Origin of the sequence: Succinatimonas hippei YIT 12066 (assembly GCF_000188195.1) — a bacterium.
In the GTDB taxonomy this organism is placed as follows: domain Bacteria; phylum Pseudomonadota; class Gammaproteobacteria; order Enterobacterales; family Succinivibrionaceae; genus Succinatimonas; species Succinatimonas hippei.
This window is the reverse complement of the sequence record NZ_GL831001.1, coordinates 1-20,629: the sequence shown is the minus strand read 5'-3', so window position 1 is coordinate 20,629 and position 20,629 is coordinate 1. Positions and strand designations below refer to the sequence as shown.

At 38.6% G+C, this 20,629-nt stretch carries 19 protein-coding genes; 8 read left to right on the top strand and 11 right to left on the bottom strand.

Features of this window, described 5'->3' with window-relative positions; translation table 11 throughout:
• Positions 1-115 precede the first annotated feature (115 nt).
• Genes HMPREF9444_RS05885 through argC form a run of 4 tightly spaced genes read right to left on the bottom strand, consistent with a single transcriptional unit; the run spans position 116 to position 3,824 of the window.
• Complete coding sequence (locus HMPREF9444_RS05885) at positions 116-1,333, bottom strand: acetylornithine/succinyldiaminopimelate transaminase (RefSeq protein WP_198002764.1); 1,218 nt, start codon at positions 1,331-1,333, stop codon at positions 116-118.
• Positions 1,330-1,986 carry a GNAT family N-acetyltransferase gene (locus tag HMPREF9444_RS10620; protein ID WP_009143484.1) on the bottom strand — a complete coding sequence of 219 codons (657 nt, stop codon included), beginning with the start codon at positions 1,984-1,986 and terminating at the stop codon, positions 1,330-1,332. The genes HMPREF9444_RS05885 and HMPREF9444_RS10620 overlap by 4 nt, the downstream gene beginning before the upstream one ends.
• A gap of 42 nt (positions 1,987-2,028) precedes the next feature.
• Positions 2,029-2,796, bottom strand: coding sequence for an acetylglutamate kinase (gene argB, locus HMPREF9444_RS05875; RefSeq protein ID WP_009143483.1), 768 nt, complete (start codon positions 2,794-2,796; stop codon positions 2,029-2,031).
• 11 nt (positions 2,797-2,807) lie between these two features.
• Positions 2,808-3,824 (bottom strand): N-acetyl-gamma-glutamyl-phosphate reductase, encoded by a 1,017-nt coding sequence (gene argC, locus HMPREF9444_RS05870; RefSeq protein WP_009143482.1) that lies wholly within the window; start codon positions 3,822-3,824, stop codon positions 2,808-2,810.
• Between the two features lie 255 nt (positions 3,825-4,079).
• On the opposite strand from argC, the gene argE reads away from it, so the two are divergent.
• Positions 4,080-5,219, top strand: coding sequence for an acetylornithine deacetylase (gene argE, locus HMPREF9444_RS05865; RefSeq protein WP_009143480.1), 1,140 nt, complete (start codon positions 4,080-4,082; stop codon positions 5,217-5,219).
• Positions 5,220-5,248: 29 nt separating this feature from the next.
• Here the strand turns inward: argE and rimO are convergent, their stop codons facing one another.
• Together rimO and HMPREF9444_RS05855 are read right to left on the bottom strand one after the other, a co-directional pair.
• On the bottom strand, positions 5,249-6,574 hold the full coding sequence (rimO, locus tag HMPREF9444_RS05860; protein ID WP_009143479.1) for a 30S ribosomal protein S12 methylthiotransferase RimO: 1,326 nt from the start codon (positions 6,572-6,574) through the stop codon (positions 5,249-5,251).
• Positions 6,575-6,634: 60 nt separating this feature from the next.
• The gene (locus HMPREF9444_RS05855; protein WP_009143478.1) at positions 6,635-7,549 is read right to left on the bottom strand and encodes a manganese-dependent inorganic pyrophosphatase; all 915 of its coding nucleotides are present in this window, start codon (positions 7,547-7,549) and stop codon (positions 6,635-6,637) included.
• Positions 7,550-7,960: 411 nt separating this feature from the next.
• Here HMPREF9444_RS05855 and uspE point away from each other — a divergent pair, with 411 nt between their 5' ends.
• From uspE to HMPREF9444_RS10615, 3 genes are read left to right on the top strand one after another with little or no spacing between them, the layout of a single operon-like run.
• The gene (gene uspE, locus HMPREF9444_RS05850; RefSeq protein ID WP_009143476.1) at positions 7,961-8,911 is read left to right on the top strand and encodes a universal stress protein UspE; all 951 of its coding nucleotides are present in this window, start codon (positions 7,961-7,963) and stop codon (positions 8,909-8,911) included.
• A gap of 10 nt (positions 8,912-8,921) precedes the next feature.
• The gene (ttcA, locus tag HMPREF9444_RS05845) at positions 8,922-9,794 is read left to right on the top strand and encodes a tRNA 2-thiocytidine(32) synthetase TtcA (protein WP_009143475.1); all 873 of its coding nucleotides are present in this window, start codon (positions 8,922-8,924) and stop codon (positions 9,792-9,794) included.
• Between the two features lies 1 nt (position 9,795).
• Positions 9,796-12,093 carry an ATP-dependent helicase gene (locus tag HMPREF9444_RS10615; protein WP_009143474.1) on the top strand — a complete coding sequence of 766 codons (2,298 nt, stop codon included), beginning with the start codon at positions 9,796-9,798 and terminating at the stop codon, positions 12,091-12,093.
• Here the strand turns inward: HMPREF9444_RS10615 and HMPREF9444_RS05835 are convergent.
• The 3 genes from HMPREF9444_RS05835 to HMPREF9444_RS10610 form a co-directional block, all read right to left on the bottom strand.
• On the bottom strand, positions 12,077-12,799 hold the full coding sequence (locus tag HMPREF9444_RS05835) for a ZIP family metal transporter (protein ID WP_009143473.1): 723 nt from the start codon (positions 12,797-12,799) through the stop codon (positions 12,077-12,079). The genes HMPREF9444_RS10615 and HMPREF9444_RS05835 overlap by 17 nt on opposite strands.
• A 74-nt stretch (positions 12,800-12,873) precedes the next feature.
• A complete protein-coding gene (gene folP / locus HMPREF9444_RS05830; protein ID WP_009143472.1) occupies positions 12,874-13,707 on the bottom strand; it encodes a dihydropteroate synthase in 834 nt (277 codons plus the stop codon).
• On the bottom strand, positions 13,697-14,530 hold the full coding sequence (locus tag HMPREF9444_RS10610) for a MerR family DNA-binding transcriptional regulator (protein WP_009143471.1): 834 nt from the start codon (positions 14,528-14,530) through the stop codon (positions 13,697-13,699). The genes folP and HMPREF9444_RS10610 overlap by 11 nt, the downstream gene beginning before the upstream one ends.
• Positions 14,531-14,612: 82 nt before the next feature.
• Between HMPREF9444_RS10610 and HMPREF9444_RS05820 the strand changes: the two genes are divergently transcribed.
• The 3 genes from HMPREF9444_RS05820 (at position 14,613) to HMPREF9444_RS05810 (ending at position 17,647) form a co-directional block, all read left to right on the top strand.
• Positions 14,613-14,939, top strand: a complete 327-nt coding sequence (locus tag HMPREF9444_RS05820) for a DMT family transporter (RefSeq protein ID WP_009143470.1) — start codon at positions 14,613-14,615, stop codon at positions 14,937-14,939.
• Positions 14,940-15,163: 224 nt separating this feature from the next.
• A complete protein-coding gene (locus tag HMPREF9444_RS05815; RefSeq protein ID WP_009143469.1) occupies positions 15,164-15,976 on the top strand; it encodes a BON domain-containing protein in 813 nt (270 codons plus the stop codon).
• A 54-nt stretch (positions 15,977-16,030) separates the two neighbouring features.
• The gene (locus HMPREF9444_RS05810) at positions 16,031-17,647 is read left to right on the top strand and encodes a hypothetical protein (RefSeq protein ID WP_009143468.1); all 1,617 of its coding nucleotides are present in this window, start codon (positions 16,031-16,033) and stop codon (positions 17,645-17,647) included.
• Here the strand turns inward: HMPREF9444_RS05810 and HMPREF9444_RS05805 are convergent.
• A complete protein-coding gene (locus tag HMPREF9444_RS05805; protein ID WP_009143467.1) occupies positions 17,634-18,431 on the bottom strand; it encodes a penicillin-insensitive murein endopeptidase in 798 nt (265 codons plus the stop codon). The genes HMPREF9444_RS05810 and HMPREF9444_RS05805 overlap by 14 nt on opposite strands.
• Before the next feature lie 72 nt (positions 18,432-18,503).
• On the opposite strand from HMPREF9444_RS05805, the gene HMPREF9444_RS05800 reads away from it, so the two are divergent.
• Positions 18,504-19,412, top strand: a complete 909-nt coding sequence (locus HMPREF9444_RS05800) for a DUF1189 family protein (protein ID WP_009143466.1) — start codon at positions 18,504-18,506, stop codon at positions 19,410-19,412.
• Between the two features lie 46 nt (positions 19,413-19,458).
• Here HMPREF9444_RS05800 and HMPREF9444_RS05795 read toward each other — a convergent pair whose 3' ends face one another.
• Positions 19,459-20,448, bottom strand: a complete 990-nt coding sequence (locus HMPREF9444_RS05795) for an MYG1 family protein (RefSeq protein WP_009143465.1) — start codon at positions 20,446-20,448, stop codon at positions 19,459-19,461.
• Positions 20,449-20,629 lie beyond the last annotated feature (181 nt).

Sequence of the window (20,629 nt, the reverse complement as noted above, 5' to 3'; positions counted from 1 at the left end):
ATTGTCATCATCAATGAAAACAAGGATGAGACGCACGGAGCTGTGCGTGAAGTGGCGGCAATTGAAGAAGCTGTATAATTACCTATCTCCCTAAATGGAGATAGGTACAGTAAATTTAAACTTTTGTAAAATCAGCTAGTGCTTTATCTAAAAGATTTACTCCTTCTTTTATAGTTTTGTTTTTGATATTAAGTGCAGGAGCAAAACGTAATACGCCATGTCCTGCAGTAAGAATAAAAAGACCGTATTTGGCACAAATCTGCTGAATTTCTCCTGCCTTGTCTTGCAGATCTTCATTAAGTACAGCACCAAGCAGTAGTCCTTTGCCGCGAATTTCCTTAAAAATGCCGTACTTATCTTTAAGCTCTTCCAATGAATGCTTTAGTATTATTCCTTTTGCTTTAACATTATTTAAAAAAGCTTTATCAGAAATGGTGTTGACCACATATGTGCCTACGGCGCAAGCTAAAGGGTTTCCTCCAAAAGTTGAACCGTGAGTTCCAGGACTGAAGTGTTTTGCTATTTCATCGCTTGTCATTACGGAACCGATAGGAATACCGGCAGCAAGTCCTTTAGCGGATGTCAGAATATCAGGAATTATATCTGTGTCTTGATACGCGTAAAACGTACCGCATCTACCAACACCGGTTTGGACTTCGTCAAGAATTAACAGTGCGTTATGGCTGGTGCATAAATCTCTAACTGTTTTTAAGAAATCGGGATTAGCTTCGATAATCCCTCCTTCTCCTTGAATCGGCTCTAAAATTACAGCACAGGTTTTATCACTTACATGCTGTTTAAAAGTTTCAATATCGTTAAACGGCAAGTGGGTTATTGCACCCGGCTTAGGACCGAATCCGTCTGAGTATTTGTCTTGGCCGCCGACACTTACGGAAAACAGAGTTCTACCGTGAAAGCTGTGTCCGAAGGAAATGATTTCGTTTTTATTTTCACCGTAAAGATTAAAAGCTACACGTCTTGCAAGCTTCAAGGCTGCTTCGTTGGCTTCTGCTCCGGAATTTACGAAAAATACTTTAGAAAAATCGGTATGTTTTGTAAGTTTTACAGCCAGTGTTAATGTTGAAATATTGGTGAAGATGTTACTTGCGTGGATTAGTTTTTTAATTTGTTTTTTTATAACTTTTTGTACTCCTTTGTTGCAGTGACCCAAACTATTAACTGCTATTCCTCCGGTAAAATCGACGTATTTGTTGCCGTTACTGTCAAAAAGATAAGAGCCTTTTCCTTTAACGATTAAACAATTAAATGGTTTGTAGCAAGGGATCATCACTTCATCAAAAGTATTTCTGGTAATTTTAAGCATGATCTTTATACCTCCTTTACAAAATTAATTTCATATGCAACTTCATCACATTTGTCTTTTTTAGGGCAGTTTTCGCAATCTTTAAGAATTTTTTCAGGTAAAGCAGTAATTACTGTTTTACTAAAACCAACTTTAGAGAAAAATTGCGGATTGCGGGTTAGAACGAAAACTTTTTTTATGTCCATTTTGCGGGCACGTTTTAGCAAAAACTCAACAATTGCTCTGCCTTGCCCTTGGCGCTGAATTTGCGGAGAAACACCAAGAGATCTTATTTCTGCAAGACCTGAATCGTAAACATAGAGGCAAGCACAGCCGCACACAACATTATCTTTTACGCAAACGGCAAATGATAAGATATTGCGGATAAGATCTGCTCTTTTACGAGGTAAGTTCTCGCCTTGTTTTGCCCAATAAGCAACCATGCTTTCAAGGCTATCTATATCACTTAAGCGAGCTTGCCGAACTAAGAAGTGTTCAGGGTTACTTTTATTTAGTACTGTTGAGATTTGAGCTATTGCTGCTTCTATTTTATTTAATTCTAAGTTGCTCAATTTAGAGCTTTGATTTAAGTATAAAGCTTCATTATAAATATCTTCAATAGAAGCGTTTTTAAAGGCTTCTAAATCGAAACTATAGGTATTATTGGTGTCTTGGTTATTCATATAGATCTCCTGCGAATAGTGTGTTTTTAAATACTTTTATATTTATCGAGCTGAAAAAGAAGTGCCGATTCGTCGCAGGGAAAAGAGATTTGAAATAAGTTCAGGATCAGTTAAAGAAGCAATAAAAACAGGACGATGAGTAAGTTTAGCTGCATCAAGAGCGGTTTTGACCTTTACGATCATTCCATCTGTAATCACCTTTTGATTAATAAGCTCAAAGGCCATTTCTTCTGAAAGGTTTTCAATGATGTTTCCGTTTGCGTCTTTTACGCCTTTAACGTCTGATATAAAAAATAGGGGAGCATTAAATATTCGGGCTATCGCTAAAGCAACATCGTCGGCATTAATATTGTACATATCACCTTTTTCATCAATACCTACAGAAGCGATAAACGGAGTGATTTTATTTTCTAGAAGTAAGGAAAGGAATTCTCCGTTTTCAGGTAGGGCTGTTGCCACGTTGCCGAATTTTTTGCCAAAGGCTGATAATGTCACACTATTGCCGTCAGTTGCGATTAAGCCTAAAGGATTAAGACCGCATGCTTTAGCATCTGCTTGCAGATAGCGATTGCATAGACCGGCAAGAGCTGCGGTTATGTAGGGCATTTGTTCGGGGGGACTTACCCTGATTCCGTCAATTTTTTCGGTTTTTAAGTCAAGTTTTTTAAGCAATGCGTCTACTTCAACGCCGCCGCCGTGGACAAAAATAACTTTTTTGCCTCTGACGGCTGAAAATAATGCTTTTAGTGCAGCTTTATTTTCAAGAGCTTTTCCGCTTAACTTAATCACCGGTATGTCGTTTTGAGGCATACGAAGTTCTCCTAAATAAGAGCGGTGGTTTCGTTAAAGTCAAAATGCAGATTTAATGTCTGCACGGCTTGTGCTGCAGCGCCTTTTTGCAGATTGTCAATTGCAGAGCAAATGACGATGTACCCGTCTTCGCTTACGGTAAAGCCGATATCGCAGTAAGGCTGATTTATTACGTCTTGCAGCTTTGGTAATTCGTTCTTAATTCTTACAAGCGGTTTGTTTTCATAGTATTTTAAAAATACGGAAAGAACGTTTGAGGCATCAACTCCGGCAGAAAGTTTTGCCGTGATGGTGGTTAAGATACCGCGTTTAAATGATCCTAAATGAGGGTTGAAAATAACTTTAGTTCCTGCATATTCTTCAATTTCCGGTAAGTGGCGGTGTTTGAAGATGTTATATGCGTTTAAGCTTACCTCACAAAAACTGTTGCTGAGTTTTGCTTTGCGTCCGGCTCCTGAAACTCCGCTTACCGAATTGATGACGGGAGCAAAATCAGCATCAAGAAGTTTTTCGCGGCAAAGCGGGATGAGAGGTAGTTCTGCTGATGTTGTATAGCATCCGGGAATTGAAAGCATTCTGGTGTTTTTTATTGCATCATGACTTGCGATTTCACATAAGGAATATACGGCTTTATTTAAAAGCTCAAGATTTTCATGTTTAAAACCGTAATATTTTTCGTATGCACTAAGATTTTTAAGTCTATAAGCTCCTGATAGGTCAAAAACAGCGCAACCGGCGTCATATAAAATCGGAGCAATATCGTGACTTACCTTGTGATCGGTAGCTAAAAACACCGCATCAATTGCTTTAAAGTCGTCTTTTAATTTTTCAGCAGCTGGCAGAGGTTCAAGGATAAGATCGGTTTTATTATAAAGAGAACCGTATAACGAATTGATTTTTTTATATTTATCTTCACTTTTTTCTGATACGAAAAGTTTGGTCAGCAAAACCTCAGGGTGCTTTAAAAGAATAGAAACAAGTTCAGCACCGGCATAACCGCTTGCACCAATGATCGCAACTTTTATCATGATTCAATTCCTAAAAATAAGTTTTTTAATATTAAAAAAATTTAATTTATGATTCACTAAAATTAGAAAAAATGCACTATTTTAGTGATATTTTATTTTATTGTTATTTATTTGTTTTATAAGAAAAAATATTTTATTAATGCACAAAAAAGGTGTAAAAGCATAATTCTTTTTTTGAAAAAAATAGATTTTTTTGCGTTTTAAGCTCTTAAATTGGTAAGTTTACAAATGTGTTTTTAAGCAAAGGCAGATTTTATGTTCGCATTTAAGGATTATTTTAAGATATTAAGTAAGCTGGTTTCTTTTGATACACAAAGCTCCGATATTTTAGCTTTTGATAATAACAATAAAGAATTAATCGAGTATGCTGCAGAGTTTTTAGAAGATCTGGGGTTTAAAGTTGAGCTCACGCTTCTTCCTAACGGTAAATATAATCTTGCGGCAAATTTAAACGGTAAAAACGGCGGAATGATGTTGTCATCTCATACCGACACGGTTCCGTGTGATGCAAAGTTTTGGCAAAGCGATCCTTTTGAACTTATACAAAAAGGCGAAAATCTTTATGGATTAGGTGCTTGCGATATGAAGGGTTTTGCTGCTTTATCTTTATTGTTGGCTAAAAATATAGCAGAAAACGGCAGCAAAAAGCCTTTACATATTTCTCTTACCGCAGATGAAGAAACCTCAATGATAGGAGCTAGGCATTTTACAAATAGAAGCGATGTTTCTCCTGATTTAATTATTATAGGAGAGCCGTCATCACTGCATTGCATAAGTGCTCATAAAGGTTATATGGCCAGAAAGGCGGTATTTAAAGGCAAGTCATGTCATTCAAGCGATCCTCGTCATGGGATAAACGCAATTAAACTTGCGTTTTTATTTGTAAATGAACTCAATTTATTTGAACAAGAACTTAAAACATATAGCGATGAGCGCTTTTTAGTTTCATATCCGACGATTAATATTGGTGCAATTCATGGCGGTGACAGTATTAATCGTGTTTGTGCGGAAGCGGAGCTTTTATTTGACGTAAGACCGACACCGCTTTTTGATGCAAAAAAGATTGATAGACGACTTAGTGAAATTACAGAAAAAATAAATGAACGTTTTGTTAACGCCGTTTCAATAGAAATACCTTATCCGGATATTGATGTTTTCGATAATAAGAATAAGCAAATCTTATCAATTTTTGAAGAATTGTTAGATGAGAAAGCTATAGGCGTGAATTATTGTACTGAAGCTTCATTACTGAAGAATTTAGGATCTACGGTTGTTTTCGGACCAGGCAATATTGCAAATGCTCATCAAATCGATGAGCATATTGAAATCTGTGAGATTGAAAGGTGCTATTGCTTATTGGAAAAAATATACGGAAAATTATATTCGGTGAAATAAAGAAAAAGGCCGCATTTGCGGCCTGAAAATTAATGTGTTTTAGAAAAAGGTATCGGTTTTTGCAGATTTGAACATAGCTCTCCTTGCAGATCATGGGTATCGCTCGCGGTAATTTCTACTTTTACGATATCACCCTCACGAATACCTTTTGCGTTGTGTATGGTAATGATGCCGTCTACGTCAGGTGCTTCGTATTTGGAGCGGCCTACAGCAATGCCGTCTTCATTTAAAGTATCAATAACGACATCGTATACTTTGCCAATCCTTGCTTTGAGTTTTTCTCTTGAAATCTGCTCTTGAGTTTCCATTAAAATGGCAGCTCGTTCTTCACGAATTTCAAGCGGTACCGGATTGGGAAAATCATTGGCTGCAGCTCCGTCGACATCAGAGTATGGGAAGCAGCCTACGCGATCGAGTTTGGCTTCTTTAATAAAAGAAAGGAGTTCGCTGAAGTCTTCTTCAGTTTCCCCGGGGAATCCGGTGATAAATGTAGATCTGATTGCTATATCAGGGCGGATTTTACGCCAATTTTCAATTGTTGCGAGCATTTTTTCGGTATTTCCCGGACGTCGCATTTGCTTTAATATTCTTTCACTTGCATGTTGAAGCGGAACGTCGAGGTAAGGTAGGACGATGTTGTCTGCCATAAGCTCGACAATTTTATTTGCTTCCTTACTTGGATATACATAATGAATGCGCAGCCAGCGTTTTAATGAAGCAAGTTTTTTACATAATTGCGATAATGTCGGTTGGTTTTTTAAATCAAAACCGTAATCAGATGAGTCTTGGGCAATAATTAACAGTTCCTTTACCCCGCGGGAAGTGAGGTCACTTGCTTCTTTATAAATATCGTCGGGATTCCTTGAACGCAGCGGACCGCGTAATGACGGAATAATACAAAATGCACAGCGGTGGCGGCATCCTTCTGCTATTTTTAAATATGCATAATGAGGTGGAGTAAGAAGAATGCCGGACGGATTTACGTGCTGTACCGCTTCTTGAGGCGGTTCACCTATTAAAGTACGGATTCCGCGCAGTACGGAGGCTCTGGTTCCTGGACCGTATACGGCAGCAACTTGCGGATATTCTTTTAAAATAAGCTGAGCTTTGGCACCAAGGCAGCCTGTTACTATAACTTTCGGAGCATAGGAAACAGCTTGTCCTATCGCCTCAAGCGATTCTTCTACTGCAGGAGAAATGAAACCGCAGGTATTGACTACGATTAAATCGCAATCTTCGTAGTTGGCTTCAATTTGATAACCTTTTGCGATTAATACTGACGTTAATCTTTCGGTATCAACAAGATTTTTAGCACATCCTAGGGAAATAAGACCGATTCTTGGGATTTTTTGCATAGAAAATAAATATGAAAAAGCCCGAAAGCATATTCGGGCTTTAGATTAAATAAAAAACAATTAAGCTTTAAAGGTTTGCTCAAGAGGCGGGACAACTTGCTTTTTACGGCTCATAACGCCCGGCATCCACATATTAGAATCAGCCTTTAAGGCGCTGATTACAGTTGCAGCATCATCAGAAGAGAGCATGAGCTCAGAACCTTCTTTCATAATGTCGGTAAGTACTAAAATAGCACTGTGGCGGCCTTCGTTCTTTACGGCATCAAGTTCTGCTTTTAATGCTGCCTTAAGCTCCGGAGTTACCATTTCAAGGGAGATAAGCTCAAGCTGACCTATACCTATTTTTTTACCTGACATATTAAAGTCTTTAAAATCACGGAAAATAAGATCGCGAGGGCTGGCACCGTCAAGGCAGCTTTTAGCTTTAAACATATCCATGCCAAGGGCCTGCATATCGGTAATTCCGGCAATAGCTGCAAGTTCTGAGGCCGCTTTCTTATCTGCATCAGTGCAGGTAGGGCTCTTAAATAGAACGGTATCGGAAAGAATAGCGCATAACATAGCACCTGCTAAGTTTTTATCAATAGCGACACCATAGAAGTCATGCATGATTTTGATTACGGTATTGGAACATCCTACAGGCTGGATCCAGCATTCAACCGGGCTGTCTGAAGTAACATCGCCTAATTTATGGTGATCAATAATTCCAAGAAGCTTAGCTTTAGAGAAATCTTCAGGAGCTTGAGCCAAATCGGAGTAGTCAACTAAATAAACGTCATTTCCGGCAACGGAAGAAACGATTTCAGGGGCGGATAAGTTAAATTTCTTTAAAACGAATTCGGTTTCAGGAGCGGGGGCGCCTTGCGCAACTGCTTTAACATCAATTCCGCGTCCTTTGTAGAGATTGGCTGCTGCCAATGCAGCAACGATTGAATCAGTATCCGGATTTTTATGGCCTAAAACCAATGCTGTCATTTTTAAACCTCGGTAAATTGAATAATTTAACGTTAAGATTTTACCACAGCCTTTAACGCTTTGCTTTTTTGTAAAGCAGCTTAAAAAATAATAAAAGCAGCTTTTTTCTTGATTGAGATAACAGCTTAATAAATTGAACGTATTAATTAGCTTAAAAATAAGGTTATATTTACTAAAGACAAGCTGTAGACCTTTGCTTCAGTACTGAGTATAAGCATGTGTTACAATGAGTTAGCGCATAAATTTCTTTAATCGGCAATTAAAAATTTAAAACTGCGATTACGGAAAGAAAGTTTAACCTTAAAAAACAAATTAAATGCAGTTTGTCTTGCCTTAACAGCCTGTTAGCTGCATGCGGTAGAAAATATCCGCTTTTAAGCGGAGAAATAAAGTTAAAAAGAGGATTTTATCGTGAAGAAGTTCCGGAATGTGTTAGTTATTATTGAAACAAGACAAATGCGGCAGCCGGCACTCGAGCGCGCTTTAGCCTTGGCTCAGGCAAGCGGCAGGGATAAAGTCCGTATTACTGCAGTGATGCCGGTGTTTGATTTTTCCTGGGATTTAACTTCAATTTTGTCCGTTGAGCAGGAAGAAAGCATGCGTGAGTCCGTGATTAAAAAACATCAAAAATGGCTGGACGCATACTTACGTATTAATGCCATGGGCTTTGATATTACGTCAAAAGTTATATGGTCTAAAACTATCGGCAAGGAAATAACTGCAACCGCTAAAGAGATCGGAGCAGATCTTATCGTTAAAACAGCAGATGTTCACGGTATGCTTGATTCGGTTATTTTTACTCCTCTTGATTGGCAGCTTTTGCGTCATTCTCCGGTTCCTGTCCTTATTGCTAAAGATCAATTATGGCACCCTGAGGGTATTATTGCAGTAGCTGTGGATTTATCCGATCCTGCCGATATGGAGCTGCGTTACATCAACATGCGCCTTTTACGTGAAGCTCAAGAGCTTGCTACCATTACCCGTTGTCAAATTCATCTGGTAAATGCCATTCCGCCTGTGATCCCTCCGGCATCCATTGATTTGCCCGGTTTTACACCTGACTTAATCGGTGAGGAAGCCTTAAAGGAAGGATGTAAAAACGCTTTATCTTTTGCCGCGCGTCACCGTATTTCTCCTGAACGCTGTCATATTCGTGAAGGTCAGCCGGATGAGGTCATTCCGACTTTGTGTACAGAGCTTAAACCTACAGTATTGTTTATCGGCACTTCTGCCCGCAGAGGTATTGCTGTTGCTTTAGTCGGAAATATTTGTGAAAGAGTAATTGATGAATTAAACTGTGACGTGGCCGTCATAACACCAAAGGCCGTTTTGGGAAGAATTCCGTTTGCCGCTGAAAAATAAGGAGTAAAGCGTGCGCGACGATACCACGTTGCCTGAGAAGGCTGACGATTATGCAAGGCACGTCAGCCCTTATTTTGTTATCGAAGACAAGCAAAGCAAATATAAAGCCGATAAATTATTTAAACGCTTAAGACGTAAAGTAGGTCATGCTATAGGCGATTACGGCATGATTGAGCCCGATGATAAAGTAATGGTATGCATTTCAGGCGGTAAAGACAGTTATGCCATGCTTGATTTGCTTTTGTCTTTAAAACGTTCGGCTCCTTTTCCGTTTTCTTTAATTCCGGTTCATCTTGATCCGGGCTTTCCCGGAACTCCTGAAGGAGTCGTAGAAGGACATTTACAAAAAGTAGGCCTTCCTTATCATATTATTAAGCGTCCGGTTTTTGAAATTTCCAAAGAGAAACTTCAAGGCAAGAAAACCATGTGTTCAATTTGTTCGCGCATGCGCCGCGGCTTTTTGTACGGTTTTGCCAGGGAAATGGGCTTTAATAAAGTGGCTTTAGGCCATCATCGTGACGATATTTTGGCTACTTATTTTCTGAATTTATTTTATTCGGGAATAATGAAAACCATGCCGCCTATTCTGCGTACTGACGATGACACTTTAACTCTAATAAGGCCGCTTGCTTATTGCCGGGAAAGAGATTTAAACATTTTAAGCAAACTAAAAGATTATCCTGTTTTACCCAAAGGACTTTGCGGATATGGAGAAGATCAGCAGCGGGCCGCTATGGTTGCCATGCTGCGCAAATGGGATAAGGAATATCCTAAAAGAACGGATATTATTTTTAAAGCGCTTAAAAATGTAGTACCGTCACATCTTTTGGATCAGAATCTTTTTGATTTTTCCAAAATATCAGCTGGACCTAAGATCAAATAACATGCCTTTAAAGTTAGCCCGTTTTAAAGAAGATTTAAATGAGGAGCAATATAAAGCGGTATGTACTACTGAAGGGTATCTTCGGGTACTTGCAGGCGCCGGAACCGGAAAAACTAAGACTTTAGCTTATCGTTATGCATATTTGCTAACCGCTTTAGGTATGTCGCCAAAAGCGGTTTTGTGCGTTACTTTTTCAAATAAAGCCAGCAGGGAAATGCGTTGCCGTATAAATAAATTATGCGGAGATATTGCTCTTCCTTATGTGACCACTTTTCATGCTTTTTGCTGTGATCTTTTGCGTGAGGATATTCACGCTTTAAGCTTTGTCAAAAATTTTACCGTTATTGACGTATCCGATGTCAAGGAAGTATTAAAGCCGATCTTTAAATCATTGGGCATTACGGGTAAGGATTTTACTTTAAAAGATGCGTGGGAGTACATTGATTGGAAAAAGGGTGATATTTCATATGTGCCTGTCATGTGTGCTTATGACAGCAATAATATTTTAGAAGCGGCGGCAAATGCTTCAAATCTTAAAGAGCAGGTGTTCTGGCAGTATATTTATCAATGCAGAACCGCATGTTTTCTTGATTTTGATGATCTTATAGCTTTTGCTCTTACTATTTTGCGGACTAGAAAAGATATTAAAGAAAAGTGGCAAAGTCGTTTTGAATATATTGAGGTTGATGAATTTCAGGATATTGATGCCTTGCAATATGAGCTTATCAGTATTTTAAGCGGCAAGCATAAAAATCTGTTTATAGTAGGCGATCCTGATCAGACCATTTACTCGTTTCGTGGGGCAAATGTTAAATATTTTACTGATTTTGCAGAAAAATTTCCCGGTACTGTTACTATTAATCTTTTTAAAAATTATCGTTCTCAAGCTTATATTCTAGATTGTGCATATACCTTGATTTCAAATAATGACGACCCGGGACGCAAAAAGCTGCAGGCAATGCGTAAAGATATTGATATGGATGCCATGGCAGCAATTGCTGAGATAAAAAATAATGAGGAAGATGATTTAAAAACCGCTGATTTGCTTAAAGCGGCGTTTAATAAACAGCTTTTGCCTAATGACTATCCGGTAGAATTTAAGATTGTCGAGGATAATAAGAAAACTATGCTGCCGGTTATTGCCGGCTGTCCATCAGTGCAGTCGCAAGCAGAATTTGTCGTAAGGGAAATTTTAAACATTAAAGATATCAATAGACATTCATCCGTTGCTGTTTTGTACCGTTCAAAGCATTTATCTCAAAGTATTGAGCAGGCGCTTATTAAATATAATATTCCCTATCGGGTGTATGCCGATGTAAGGTTTATGGAGCGCAAAGAGATTAAAGATGTCGTTTCTTATTTAAGACTTATTTTTAATCCGGATGATGATGCTGCTTTTGTCCGCATCATCAATGTACCAAGACGAGGTTTTGGTATAACGCGGCTTTCCCGGCTTAAAAATTTGGCAAGTCAGGACAATCATTCTCTTTTTAGGACGCTTGTACATAGACTTGATGACAGAGATCTTAATGTAACAGCAGCGGTAAAGGAATTTGTTGAAAATATAATTTTATTAAATGAAAAATCTCCTGCAGGTCCCAGTGCCGAGCTTGAGAAAGTATTAAATCTTTTTAAGTATGAAGTAATGCTTAAAAAAGAAGGGGATAACGACAGACTTGAAAGCCTTGCTACTTTACGTTTTCTTGCGCGTGATTTTGAAAATAAAATGGGAGAGCGCAGCAATATAGCAGATTTTTTAACGCATCTGGCGCTGTCATCATCTAAAGATGATGATAATAACGAAAATCAGGTCGAGCTTATGACCGTACATAATTCCAAAGGGCTTGAGTTTGATTATGTGTTTGTTGTCGGAGTTAATGAGGGAATTTTTCCGTCATCAAAATCATCAAGTTTGCAGGAACTGCAGGAAGAACGAAGACTTTTGTATGTCGCTATGACCAGGGCGCAAAAACAGCTGTTTATTTGTATGTTCGGCGGTACCGCATATTCAGGAGAGGAGCTGAAAGTTTCGCGTTTTATTGAAGAGTTTAGGGAAGATGAAATCTTCGTTACCGGGAAAAAACTGATTAAGCCTTACTTAAACAGTGCAGTAAAACATGTTTTAAAACATTTTAGCATAGGAGATAAGGTTACAAATCCCGTTTTAGGTTATGGGAAAATAGAGGAAGTTAATGAAAAGTCCGGAGAATACTTGGTTTATTTTAAGAGTATTAATAAATCCCGAACTTTATCATTTAGTGCTCCTCTTGAACTGATTGATGCTAATGATGATGACTGATTAAAAGCGCGGCAATTACTCCTATAAGCAGAAAGAAGAAGCGATAAAGCATTTTTTGCTGGTTTTGGGATTTATATAACCTAGGCAGCAGATCGCAAAGAGACACGTAAATAAAGCTTGATGCTGACACGGCAAGAGCATAGGGTAAAAGTCCTTTTACCGTGTCTAAAAGGAAATATCCTAAAATCGCTCCGCAAATTGCTCCGCATCCTGAGATCAAACTTATTGAAAAAGCTTGAGTGCGGCTCATTCCGCAGTCAAGCAGAATAACGTAATCACCTATCTCCTGGGGAACTTCATGAATTAAGATGGCTGCGGTTACTGCAAGGCCTAAATGAATGTCTACAAGATAAGAGCTTACTAAAATAATACCGTCGCAAAAAGCATGTAAAAATGTTCCGCATAAAAGACCGGCAGCTCCTTTGCTTAAAGCATTTTCCTTATGGCTGTGGGAATTAAAGAACATTTCAATTCCGATAAGTACCAATACGGCAATAAGCACAGTAAAGCCTATAGAATGCGGATTCAGGCTTTCTTCCATTGCTTCGGGTAAAAGATGACTTAAGGAGATGGTAATCAAAAGACCGACGGCAATAAGCGACAACGGCTTGGCAAAATTTTCAAGACGCTTTGATCCGGTAATTAAAATAATAAACGCTGCGGCAAGCGGTGCAATTACCGCTGACGGAATTAAATAGTAAAACACGATGCGATTTCCTTTTAAATTAGGACGACATTATACAGTTACTTAAGGCTTACTCGACTGATAAGAAATCGCATTTAGTCTGTATTTAGCACTTTTGATGCAATTAAAATTGCATCTTTAGTTGCTTTGACATTGTGAACACGGACGATTTTGGCTCCTTTCATCACCGAAATAACAGCGCCGCTTACTGATGCGTTATCACGAAGTGAAGCAACAGGTTCGTTTAATACTGCTCCGAGCATTGATTTGCGCGATAAAGCCGAAAGAATAGGATAAGGGCAAGCGCATAAAACATCCAAGTGCTTTAGTAACAAGTAATTATCGTCAACGCTTTTACCAAATCCAAACCCCGGATCCAAAATGATATTATTTTCTTTTATTCCGGCTTTTAAACAAATTTCTGCGCGCTGTAGAAGAAAATTTTTCACTTCTTCTACTACGTTTTTATATGAAGGATTGTTCTGCATGGTAGATGGAGTTCCCTGCATATGCATAAGACATACCGGTATCTGCAGTTTAGCGGCACATTCTACGGCATCAGGCTCAGTTAACGCGCGTATATCATTCCAAATATGCGCACCTTCCTTGACGCATTCTTTAATAATTGCCGGACGAGAGGTATCAACAGAGATCATAACGTCAAGATTAGCCGCAATCTTGCTTACAATCGGGACAACGCGGGAAGCTTCTTCATCTTCCGATACGTATGCGGCGCCGGGACGGGTAGATTCTCCGCCGATATCAATGATATCCGCTCCTTCATCTACCATCTTGACGGCATGAGCAAAAGCCTTATTTTTATCAATAAATTTTCCGCCGTCGGAAAAAGAGTCGGGAGTAACGTTTAAGATGCCCATGACGGCAGGAATATTAAGTTTAAGAGTACGATGATTAAAGCTAATCTGCATTATTTTTATCCTTTTTAACGTAAATCAGATATTTGACGGCAAATTCATTTTTTTCTTTGTGGTACAAAAGACTGAAGCGGTCAAGAGCAATCAGATCTCCTGCAAAAAAGTATCCTAGCTCTTTGAGGTGCTGTTCTAAACGCTTGATGCCGTTTAAATGTGCTTTTTTATCCCCTAAGATGGTGACGGATGCGTAAGTTCCTTTAGGCAGAGTGTATCTTAGTGCTTGTTTGCTGCCTTTCAAAGCTTTGGCACAAATATATGAGGCTTTAAGTTCTTTGTCAAAGTTCTTTTTTTCAATAATAAAGCCGAAAGTGCTTTGCAGAAAAATATTTTTATTGCAGCAATCAGTAAAGAATCGGGACAAATGTTCAGATAAATCATCATAAGATGCGACAGCTGAAACATCTGTTTTAAAAGCAATAAAAGTTTCGCTTGGTTTATTTATTAGTCGTACCGTTTCGTAGTTAGAGGTTTTGATATCTTCAATTTCATTTAATAAATCGTTGATAAGCTCTTCTTTAAGAGCCAGTTTAAGCCGTTTTTGTTTTAAATATTCCTGCTTTTGCCGTAAAAAGCCGATAAAAGAATCGGCGTTAAAATTTTTAATTTGGGACTTTATTTCTTTTAACGGAGTATCGCTGTCCGTTAAAGTCTCAATGAAATTAAACAGGAAAAATTGTTCTGGAGCATAGTAGCGGTAATTATTTTTACCTATGAATTCAGGTTTGAGCAAGCCTATTTTATCGTAATGAAACAGTGTTTCTTTAGTGGTATTGCAAAGTTTGGCAAAGGTACCGCAAGTAAGTTTTTTTGTGTTCATAAAAATTTCTTGACTATAGGCTTACACTATAGTTCATGATCTCACCGCCTTGAATATAATGCAATGATTTAGGAGGTAAAAAATGAATGCATGGACTTTTTTGTTTATTGCCGGCGTCTGTGAGATCGGCTGGCCCCTGGGGTTTAAGCTTGCCAATGATTTTCTTAATCTGCGCTGGGGTTTTATTGCTTTTAGCGTAGTTTCAATGATTTTAAGCGGATTTTTTTTGTTTTTGGCTCAGCGTCATATTCCGATCGGTACGGCTTATGCCGTATGGACGGGAATAGGTGCAGTCGGGACTTTTATTGTCGGTGTGTTTTTATTTAAAGATCCGCTGATGGTCTCAAGACTTTTGGGAATATCTCTTATTATTGCGGGAGTGATGATTTTAAAATTTACGGTAGTGTAATTAAAGGTAACTTAATATTTTTTCATGCTTTTTTACTATAGAGCATAAGCCTTTTAGGCAAGGATTTCATGTTCCTGCAACTTTGTTGGCTTTTCATAGCTAAAACGCTCGCAAAATGATAGACTTATTCATTAGAAAAAGGCGTTTTTCATGGTGTTTCCGGTAAAAAGTTCAGCGCCAGAGCTTTTGACCGGAGTTCTCTTGTTACATTAAAGCGGCAGATTATGAAACAGAATAATTTATTAAAATTAATTGCGATCGGGGCTTTTTGCTCTGTTCCTTTTATTATGTCAGGATGCGCTGCCGTAGCGGTCGGAGCTGCTACAGGAACTACCGGAGCCATAATCGGTTCTGACAGTCGTACTATCGATTCTATGTTTTATGATGAGACTATAGAGCAGAATGCGTACAAGATTTTTAAAGAAAATGAGAAGTTGTCTAAAAAAGATGATTTTTCCGTTTCGGTTATTTCTATGTCGGGAAATGTACTTTTAGTCGGTCAAACTATTAACAGCGAGTATTTCAATTCTTGTCTTGAAAAGATTAAGCGCCTTGATTATGTACGTAAAGTATATAATTTTGTTACTTTCAAACAACCAGTTTCGGCCGGTGTTACCGCAAATGACACTTATATAACGTCTAAGATTAAGACCAAGCTTTTATTCGGTGAAAATATTCGTTCTGGAAGATTTAAGGTCGTAACTGAAGACAGTATGGTTTACCTATTAGGTTATGTAACCCGTGATGAAGCCATTCGTGCCGTCAATGAAGTTCAGAAAATTGACGGTGTAAAGAAGATTTATACGATTTTTGATTATATGGAAAACGTCCCGGTTCAGAAACCTTCGAGCAATCCTCCTGTCATTGATCAGTCTCAAGCTTCATCAGGAACGTATTCTGACACACAGCCTATAAGTACGGTTTCATCCGAGCCTTTGGAGATATCGTCTTCAGGCTCCTACGATTCGGCAGTCGGGGCGCAAGACAACGGCGGGGCTGTAATCGTTGATGATACGTCGTTGCCAGGGGTTTATTAGTTTGCCTAAAAAAATGCAGCGTGTACTCGCTGCATTTTAGTCTCAGAATTAAAAATGCCTAAATCTGCTTTATATTTTTTAGACTTTTATAATCCCAATGACGGAGAACTTGATACCGCTCTTGAAGTCGGTGTTTTGCGTTGGGATCAAAAAGAAGAGCGTCCTTCAGTATATTTGCATACTTTTTTAAGGCCGCAAAATCCGTCACGAGTTCGTTGGGCAAATGCACTGGATCACGGTATTTCGCGTAAGCTTATTATGGACGGAAATTTTCCTACTCTTCAGGAAGTTTTAAACTGTAATTTTTTACGAGATAAGCAGGTTGTGTGTTTAAATCCCGGAATTGAACCGTGTCGTTCGTTTGTGAGAAAGGCAATCAGCGTTCAGGGTATAGTAAACACTTGGCAGGAAGTATTCAGACAAAATGAAGATATAGCAAAACTTATCCGTCCGTCCCAAATGCTGGAGTATTTAGGCTTGCCGGTTAAGGATGAGTCTAATACGCATTATACCCCGCTTTTGTGCAGACTTCATTCGCTTGTTGCTATTTGGTTTTTTTTGTCTTTATATAAAAATAATCCTCAGTCGTTAAAGCAGGGCGGATTACCCATAACCACTTTATGGCCGCTTCCTAGCGTTAATGATGTGTGGTTTGAAAATAATCCCCAATCTTTTAAAGATATTTCTCCTGCTGCGATAAAACGCTTTTTTTCTGACGGGCTTGCAGACAATTTAAACTGGTATGCTTTAAGTGTATTTTCGCATGATTGGGTGTTTAAGCGTCAAAGTCTTCCTGATATTGCACATCTTAAAAATCTTGACGCCATGGCTGACTTCGTGTTTAATCGCGTGCTCAATCTGCAAATGAAGCTATGGGTGCTAATTTATTACTCAATTTATGATAAGAAAGTTAAGTATGCTCAGGAAATAGCTTTGCATGAGGGTAATATTTTAAGTATGCCTCAAGCAATTCGTGAGGATTTTACGGCTTTTTTCATTCGTCATTTAGAGGATTTTTTAAGTAGAGATCAGAAAAGGCAGTTGATTCGCTCAATGGTTCATCATTATTTAAAGGAAAGAGCAGAAGAGCATTTTGAAAGCTACAATTATGATGCGCTGTACCGGCATAACAGTAAAGACAGATTAAGTCCGCTGCTGTTCAGAGCTGATTGTCCTCAAGGATCTTTTGTCAAATGTTTTAAAGAAATAAAGAAGAGCAATAACCAGATTTTATACCGGCGTTACGAGATTTCAGGAAATCGTCATGATCGTCAATGCTGTATTGACCGAATCAATGAGCTTTTTAACAATTTTATGCATGAAGTGCATGATCCTTTATCCTGTTATTGGAGTAATGCTCCTTTAAGACAGTGGATTCAGTACATTACGGGCATTCCTTGGGATGAATACGCTAAAATACCGCGTCCCAATGAGCCACAGTATCTGCTTGCATCAAGAGCTTTTTTAAAACAGGTTATTTTGGAAGAGAGAACCCCATGGCTTGATGAGCTCAAGCATACTATGATGAAGGTAGTTGAAGAAATAAACGCTGCAATAGACGGGACTTATTGCAGACAGTTTACTTTTCAGGGAATTTCTATTGAAGTTGTGGTCAGCAAAGAGCAAGGATCATTTTTTAAACGGCTTGCACATATTTTTAATCGCGGTTAAGAATGCTTTTGCACTGAACCGGCATTTTTAAGCGCTGACGCTTAACTTTAGGCAGCGGATGATTAATATCTGCGGGCATGAACCAACTTATGAGCTCTTGGCCGCATCCGTCACCTTCCGGCGGAAGATCCTGATTTACGCAGTAAGGACTGTCTGTTGGGCAGGCAAGTCTTACGTGCATATGGGCACGATGTCCGAACCACGGTCTTACTTTTGAAAGCCAGCTTCTGTCTTGTCCTGCATAGAATTGACATAATCCTTCTTTGATTAGAGGGCTGACAAAGATTCTGGTGACTTTAGCATCGCTTGCTGCAAGACGGATAAGTTCAGCTCTTTCATACGTAAAATCTTTGGTTAAAGTGTTTTTGTTTACCAGATAAATATATTTTAAATTTTTTAACTCTTTTGGTGTTTTGCGCGGCTCGGCAAAAACAAAAGGTATATCGACATCAAGACCGATGTTATGGCTGGCATGATCGGAGTTCGGTCCCAAATCCCCTCCTGCTTTTAATGAAATATCACCGATCAAAATCGGAGGAAGACCGGCCGCCTTTACTTTTGCTATCAAATCATTAAGATACTTTACCATGTCAGGGTGTGCATAATTGCGTCCGTTATGGGATCGAAGCGATTGATGGTATGCTGATTCTTTGGGAAAAGCGACTGCGTCTTTGATACACCCTTTGGAGTAGCTTCCGAAAATTTCAGCAGCTGTTGCGTTATATGCAATGCAATAGCCTAAAATAGCGGGAATAATTAATTTAAATAAAGTTTTTTTAATCATTTTTTTACCTGAATTTGCATTAAAAAATGTCGCTGTGCTATATTTTTTCTATCTTTGTTAATAGTTAAGCTTATGTTACTTAAATTTAATTTAAATTCCATATTTTATCCGTTGAAAGCTTTAGCTTCTCGTGCTTTTTATTTGCATGTTTTATTTAAGATGCGCGGCTGGGGCTTTTATTATTTGTTTTTAATTTGTGCGCTGATTGCATTTCCTGCCTGTGTAAAAGTTATGGATGTTCTGTCAAGTTTAAAACAGATGGAACTTGTAACTTTGGTGTCAAAGATCCCGCCGAGCTATCTTGATGCCAACGGAGTCTTAAGTCCCAAAGAAGGATCCAGAGATTTTGTTGAGATAAGAAACTCAAAAGGGGATCCCTCGATAATTTATAATCCTTTAAATAAAGTATTAGAAGGGGATGAATTAAAAGCGCCGATTGAACTTACCGGTACTTCTGTAGTGTTCAAATCATTTGAACAGTCTAATGCCGTGCCTTATTCATCAATTTTTCCGACTAATGCAAATTTTGAACCTTATGAGGCCGCTGCTTCTTTAGACAGTGTTTTTAATTCGTCATGGTTCACTGTCTGGGGAATGATTACACTGTGGTTTTTTGCAATTTTAGCCTTTAATGCGTTGATAATAGCGCTAATCGGAAGAATTCTGCTGATTTTGGTCAGTAAGATAAAAATTAATTTTGCTTCAATGCTCAGAGTATCGTCGTTTGCTAATACTGTAGTTGCTTTGATACTTTTATTACAGTATTTCGTACATATTCCGCTTCCTTATACAGTTATAGCATTTTTACCGCTTATTTATGTTTATTTATTAGGAAAAGATATCAGAACTACGGTAAATAAGTACGGTACGTCGGCATTTTCTGGGCAGAATAACAGTAATAACGCAAGATATGATGACGGAAGTAACCGTTCGCCAAAAGACGACAATAATAAAGGATCCGGCGGATATTTTGCTCCGTAATAGGCAAGGTTTAAAGAAGTTCCTCAGCACTATCTGAGGAATTTTTTTAATTACTTGCCGGATATTCTCCGTATTTAAGCCATAAATTGGCCATTTCAAGATTAGTTTCGAAAGTGAGCGCGCCGCCTGTAAAGCCTGCTTTATGGACAAAAATCGTGCCGTTTAATCCTGAAACTTTATCAAGATCCTGCCCGTCAAGACCGCGCCAAGCAAGAGGTGCTCCGCAGCGATTGGCAAAACGTGATGCTTTTGATAAAGGTAAAGATTGAACGCGCCATCCTCGTTTACGATCCGGATAGACGGCAAGGATACAGTTTTTAAAAATATCAAAATGACTTAGTACGGCTTGAGTCCACGGCAATCTTGTGTGCATGATTAAAATTTTGCCGCCGTCATATACTTTTAAAACTTCTTTTATTCCGAACTCGGTATTTAATGCATTTATTGAGGCATTTTGCAGAATTTGCTTAAGCATTTTGACTGTCTGCATAAAAGCTTTGTCCTGCTCTTGGCCGCTTACCGCAGGAAGATTCTGCATGGCAACAATATAAGGAATTCCCGGATCGATTTGATAAAACTCATTTAACGCATTGAAGACATTACGCGCTTCTGTAGTTTGGGGGGCGATTTTATTTTCAAGAAATTCGTTTAATTGACCGTTGTCATTAAGATCGACCATGCACATGATTTCACGATCGATTCGATTGAAAGCTGCATCTATAATGTCGTTTTCATAATGAGTTTTAAGCAGATCTTCGGCGATTTTGCTTAAAAATTCTTTGCCGAATTTACACCACATTAAACCTGCAGTTGCATAGCGTATACCGTTTTCACGGCTTAAGGTAAATTCTTTGGAATGATGATCAAAGTGACGGTTATCGTTTTTACCTGACACATCAATAATAAGGTCGGCTTTTTCAAGCTCCAGCGGGTTTCTGGTACGGATGACGGAAGTATTGTCAAAAATATAACTTAAAATGGCGCAGGCGACTGTTTCATCAGCATGGAAGGTTCCGTCATGCGTGGCAATAAGCATTATTAAGCTTCTCCTTAACATTAAGCTGAAAGTGTTCTTATTTTAGGCAGAGGAATGATTAATATCCAGATCGATATGTAAATTTTTGTGAAAATTTTGGGTAAAACTGTATTGTAGCTTGTTAAAAACAAAAAGCCCCTGCATGGGTGAACTCTACCCCGTAGAGTAGACCGGTTAAGGT

Bases quoted from the DNA above. Each gene is read 5' to 3' on its own strand.
- HMPREF9444_RS10620 (WP_009143484.1), bottom strand. From the start codon at position 1,986: ATGAATAACCAAGACACCAATAATACCTATAGTTTCGATTTAGAAGCC.
- argB (WP_009143483.1), bottom strand. From the start codon at position 2,796: ATGCCTCAAAACGACATACCGGTGATTAAGTTAAGCGGAAAAGCTCTT.
- argC (WP_009143482.1), bottom strand. From the start codon at position 3,824: ATGATAAAAGTTGCGATCATTGGTGCAAGCGGTTATGCCGGTGCTGAA.
- argE (WP_009143480.1), top strand. From the start codon at position 4,080: ATGTTCGCATTTAAGGATTATTTTAAGATATTAAGTAAGCTGGTTTCT.
- rimO (WP_009143479.1), bottom strand. From the start codon at position 6,574: ATGCAAAAAATCCCAAGAATCGGTCTTATTTCCCTAGGATGTGCTAAA.
- HMPREF9444_RS05855 (WP_009143478.1), bottom strand. From the start codon at position 7,549: ATGACAGCATTGGTTTTAGGCCATAAAAATCCGGATACTGATTCAATC.
- HMPREF9444_RS10615 (WP_009143474.1), top strand. From the start codon at position 9,796: ATGCCTTTAAAGTTAGCCCGTTTTAAAGAAGATTTAAATGAGGAGCAA.
- folP (WP_009143472.1), bottom strand. From the start codon at position 13,707: ATGCAGATTAGCTTTAATCATCGTACTCTTAAACTTAATATTCCTGCC.
- HMPREF9444_RS10610 (WP_009143471.1), bottom strand. From the start codon at position 14,530: ATGAACACAAAAAAACTTACTTGCGGTACCTTTGCCAAACTTTGCAAT.
- HMPREF9444_RS05820 (WP_009143470.1), top strand. From the start codon at position 14,613: ATGAATGCATGGACTTTTTTGTTTATTGCCGGCGTCTGTGAGATCGGC.
- HMPREF9444_RS05815 (WP_009143469.1), top strand. From the start codon at position 15,164: ATGAAACAGAATAATTTATTAAAATTAATTGCGATCGGGGCTTTTTGC.
- HMPREF9444_RS05810 (WP_009143468.1), top strand. From the start codon at position 16,031: ATGCCTAAATCTGCTTTATATTTTTTAGACTTTTATAATCCCAATGAC.
- HMPREF9444_RS05805 (WP_009143467.1), bottom strand. From the start codon at position 18,431: ATGATTAAAAAAACTTTATTTAAATTAATTATTCCCGCTATTTTAGGC.
- HMPREF9444_RS05800 (WP_009143466.1), top strand. From the start codon at position 18,504: ATGTTACTTAAATTTAATTTAAATTCCATATTTTATCCGTTGAAAGCT.
- HMPREF9444_RS05795 (WP_009143465.1), bottom strand. From the start codon at position 20,448: ATGCTTATTGCCACGCATGACGGAACCTTCCATGCTGATGAAACAGTC.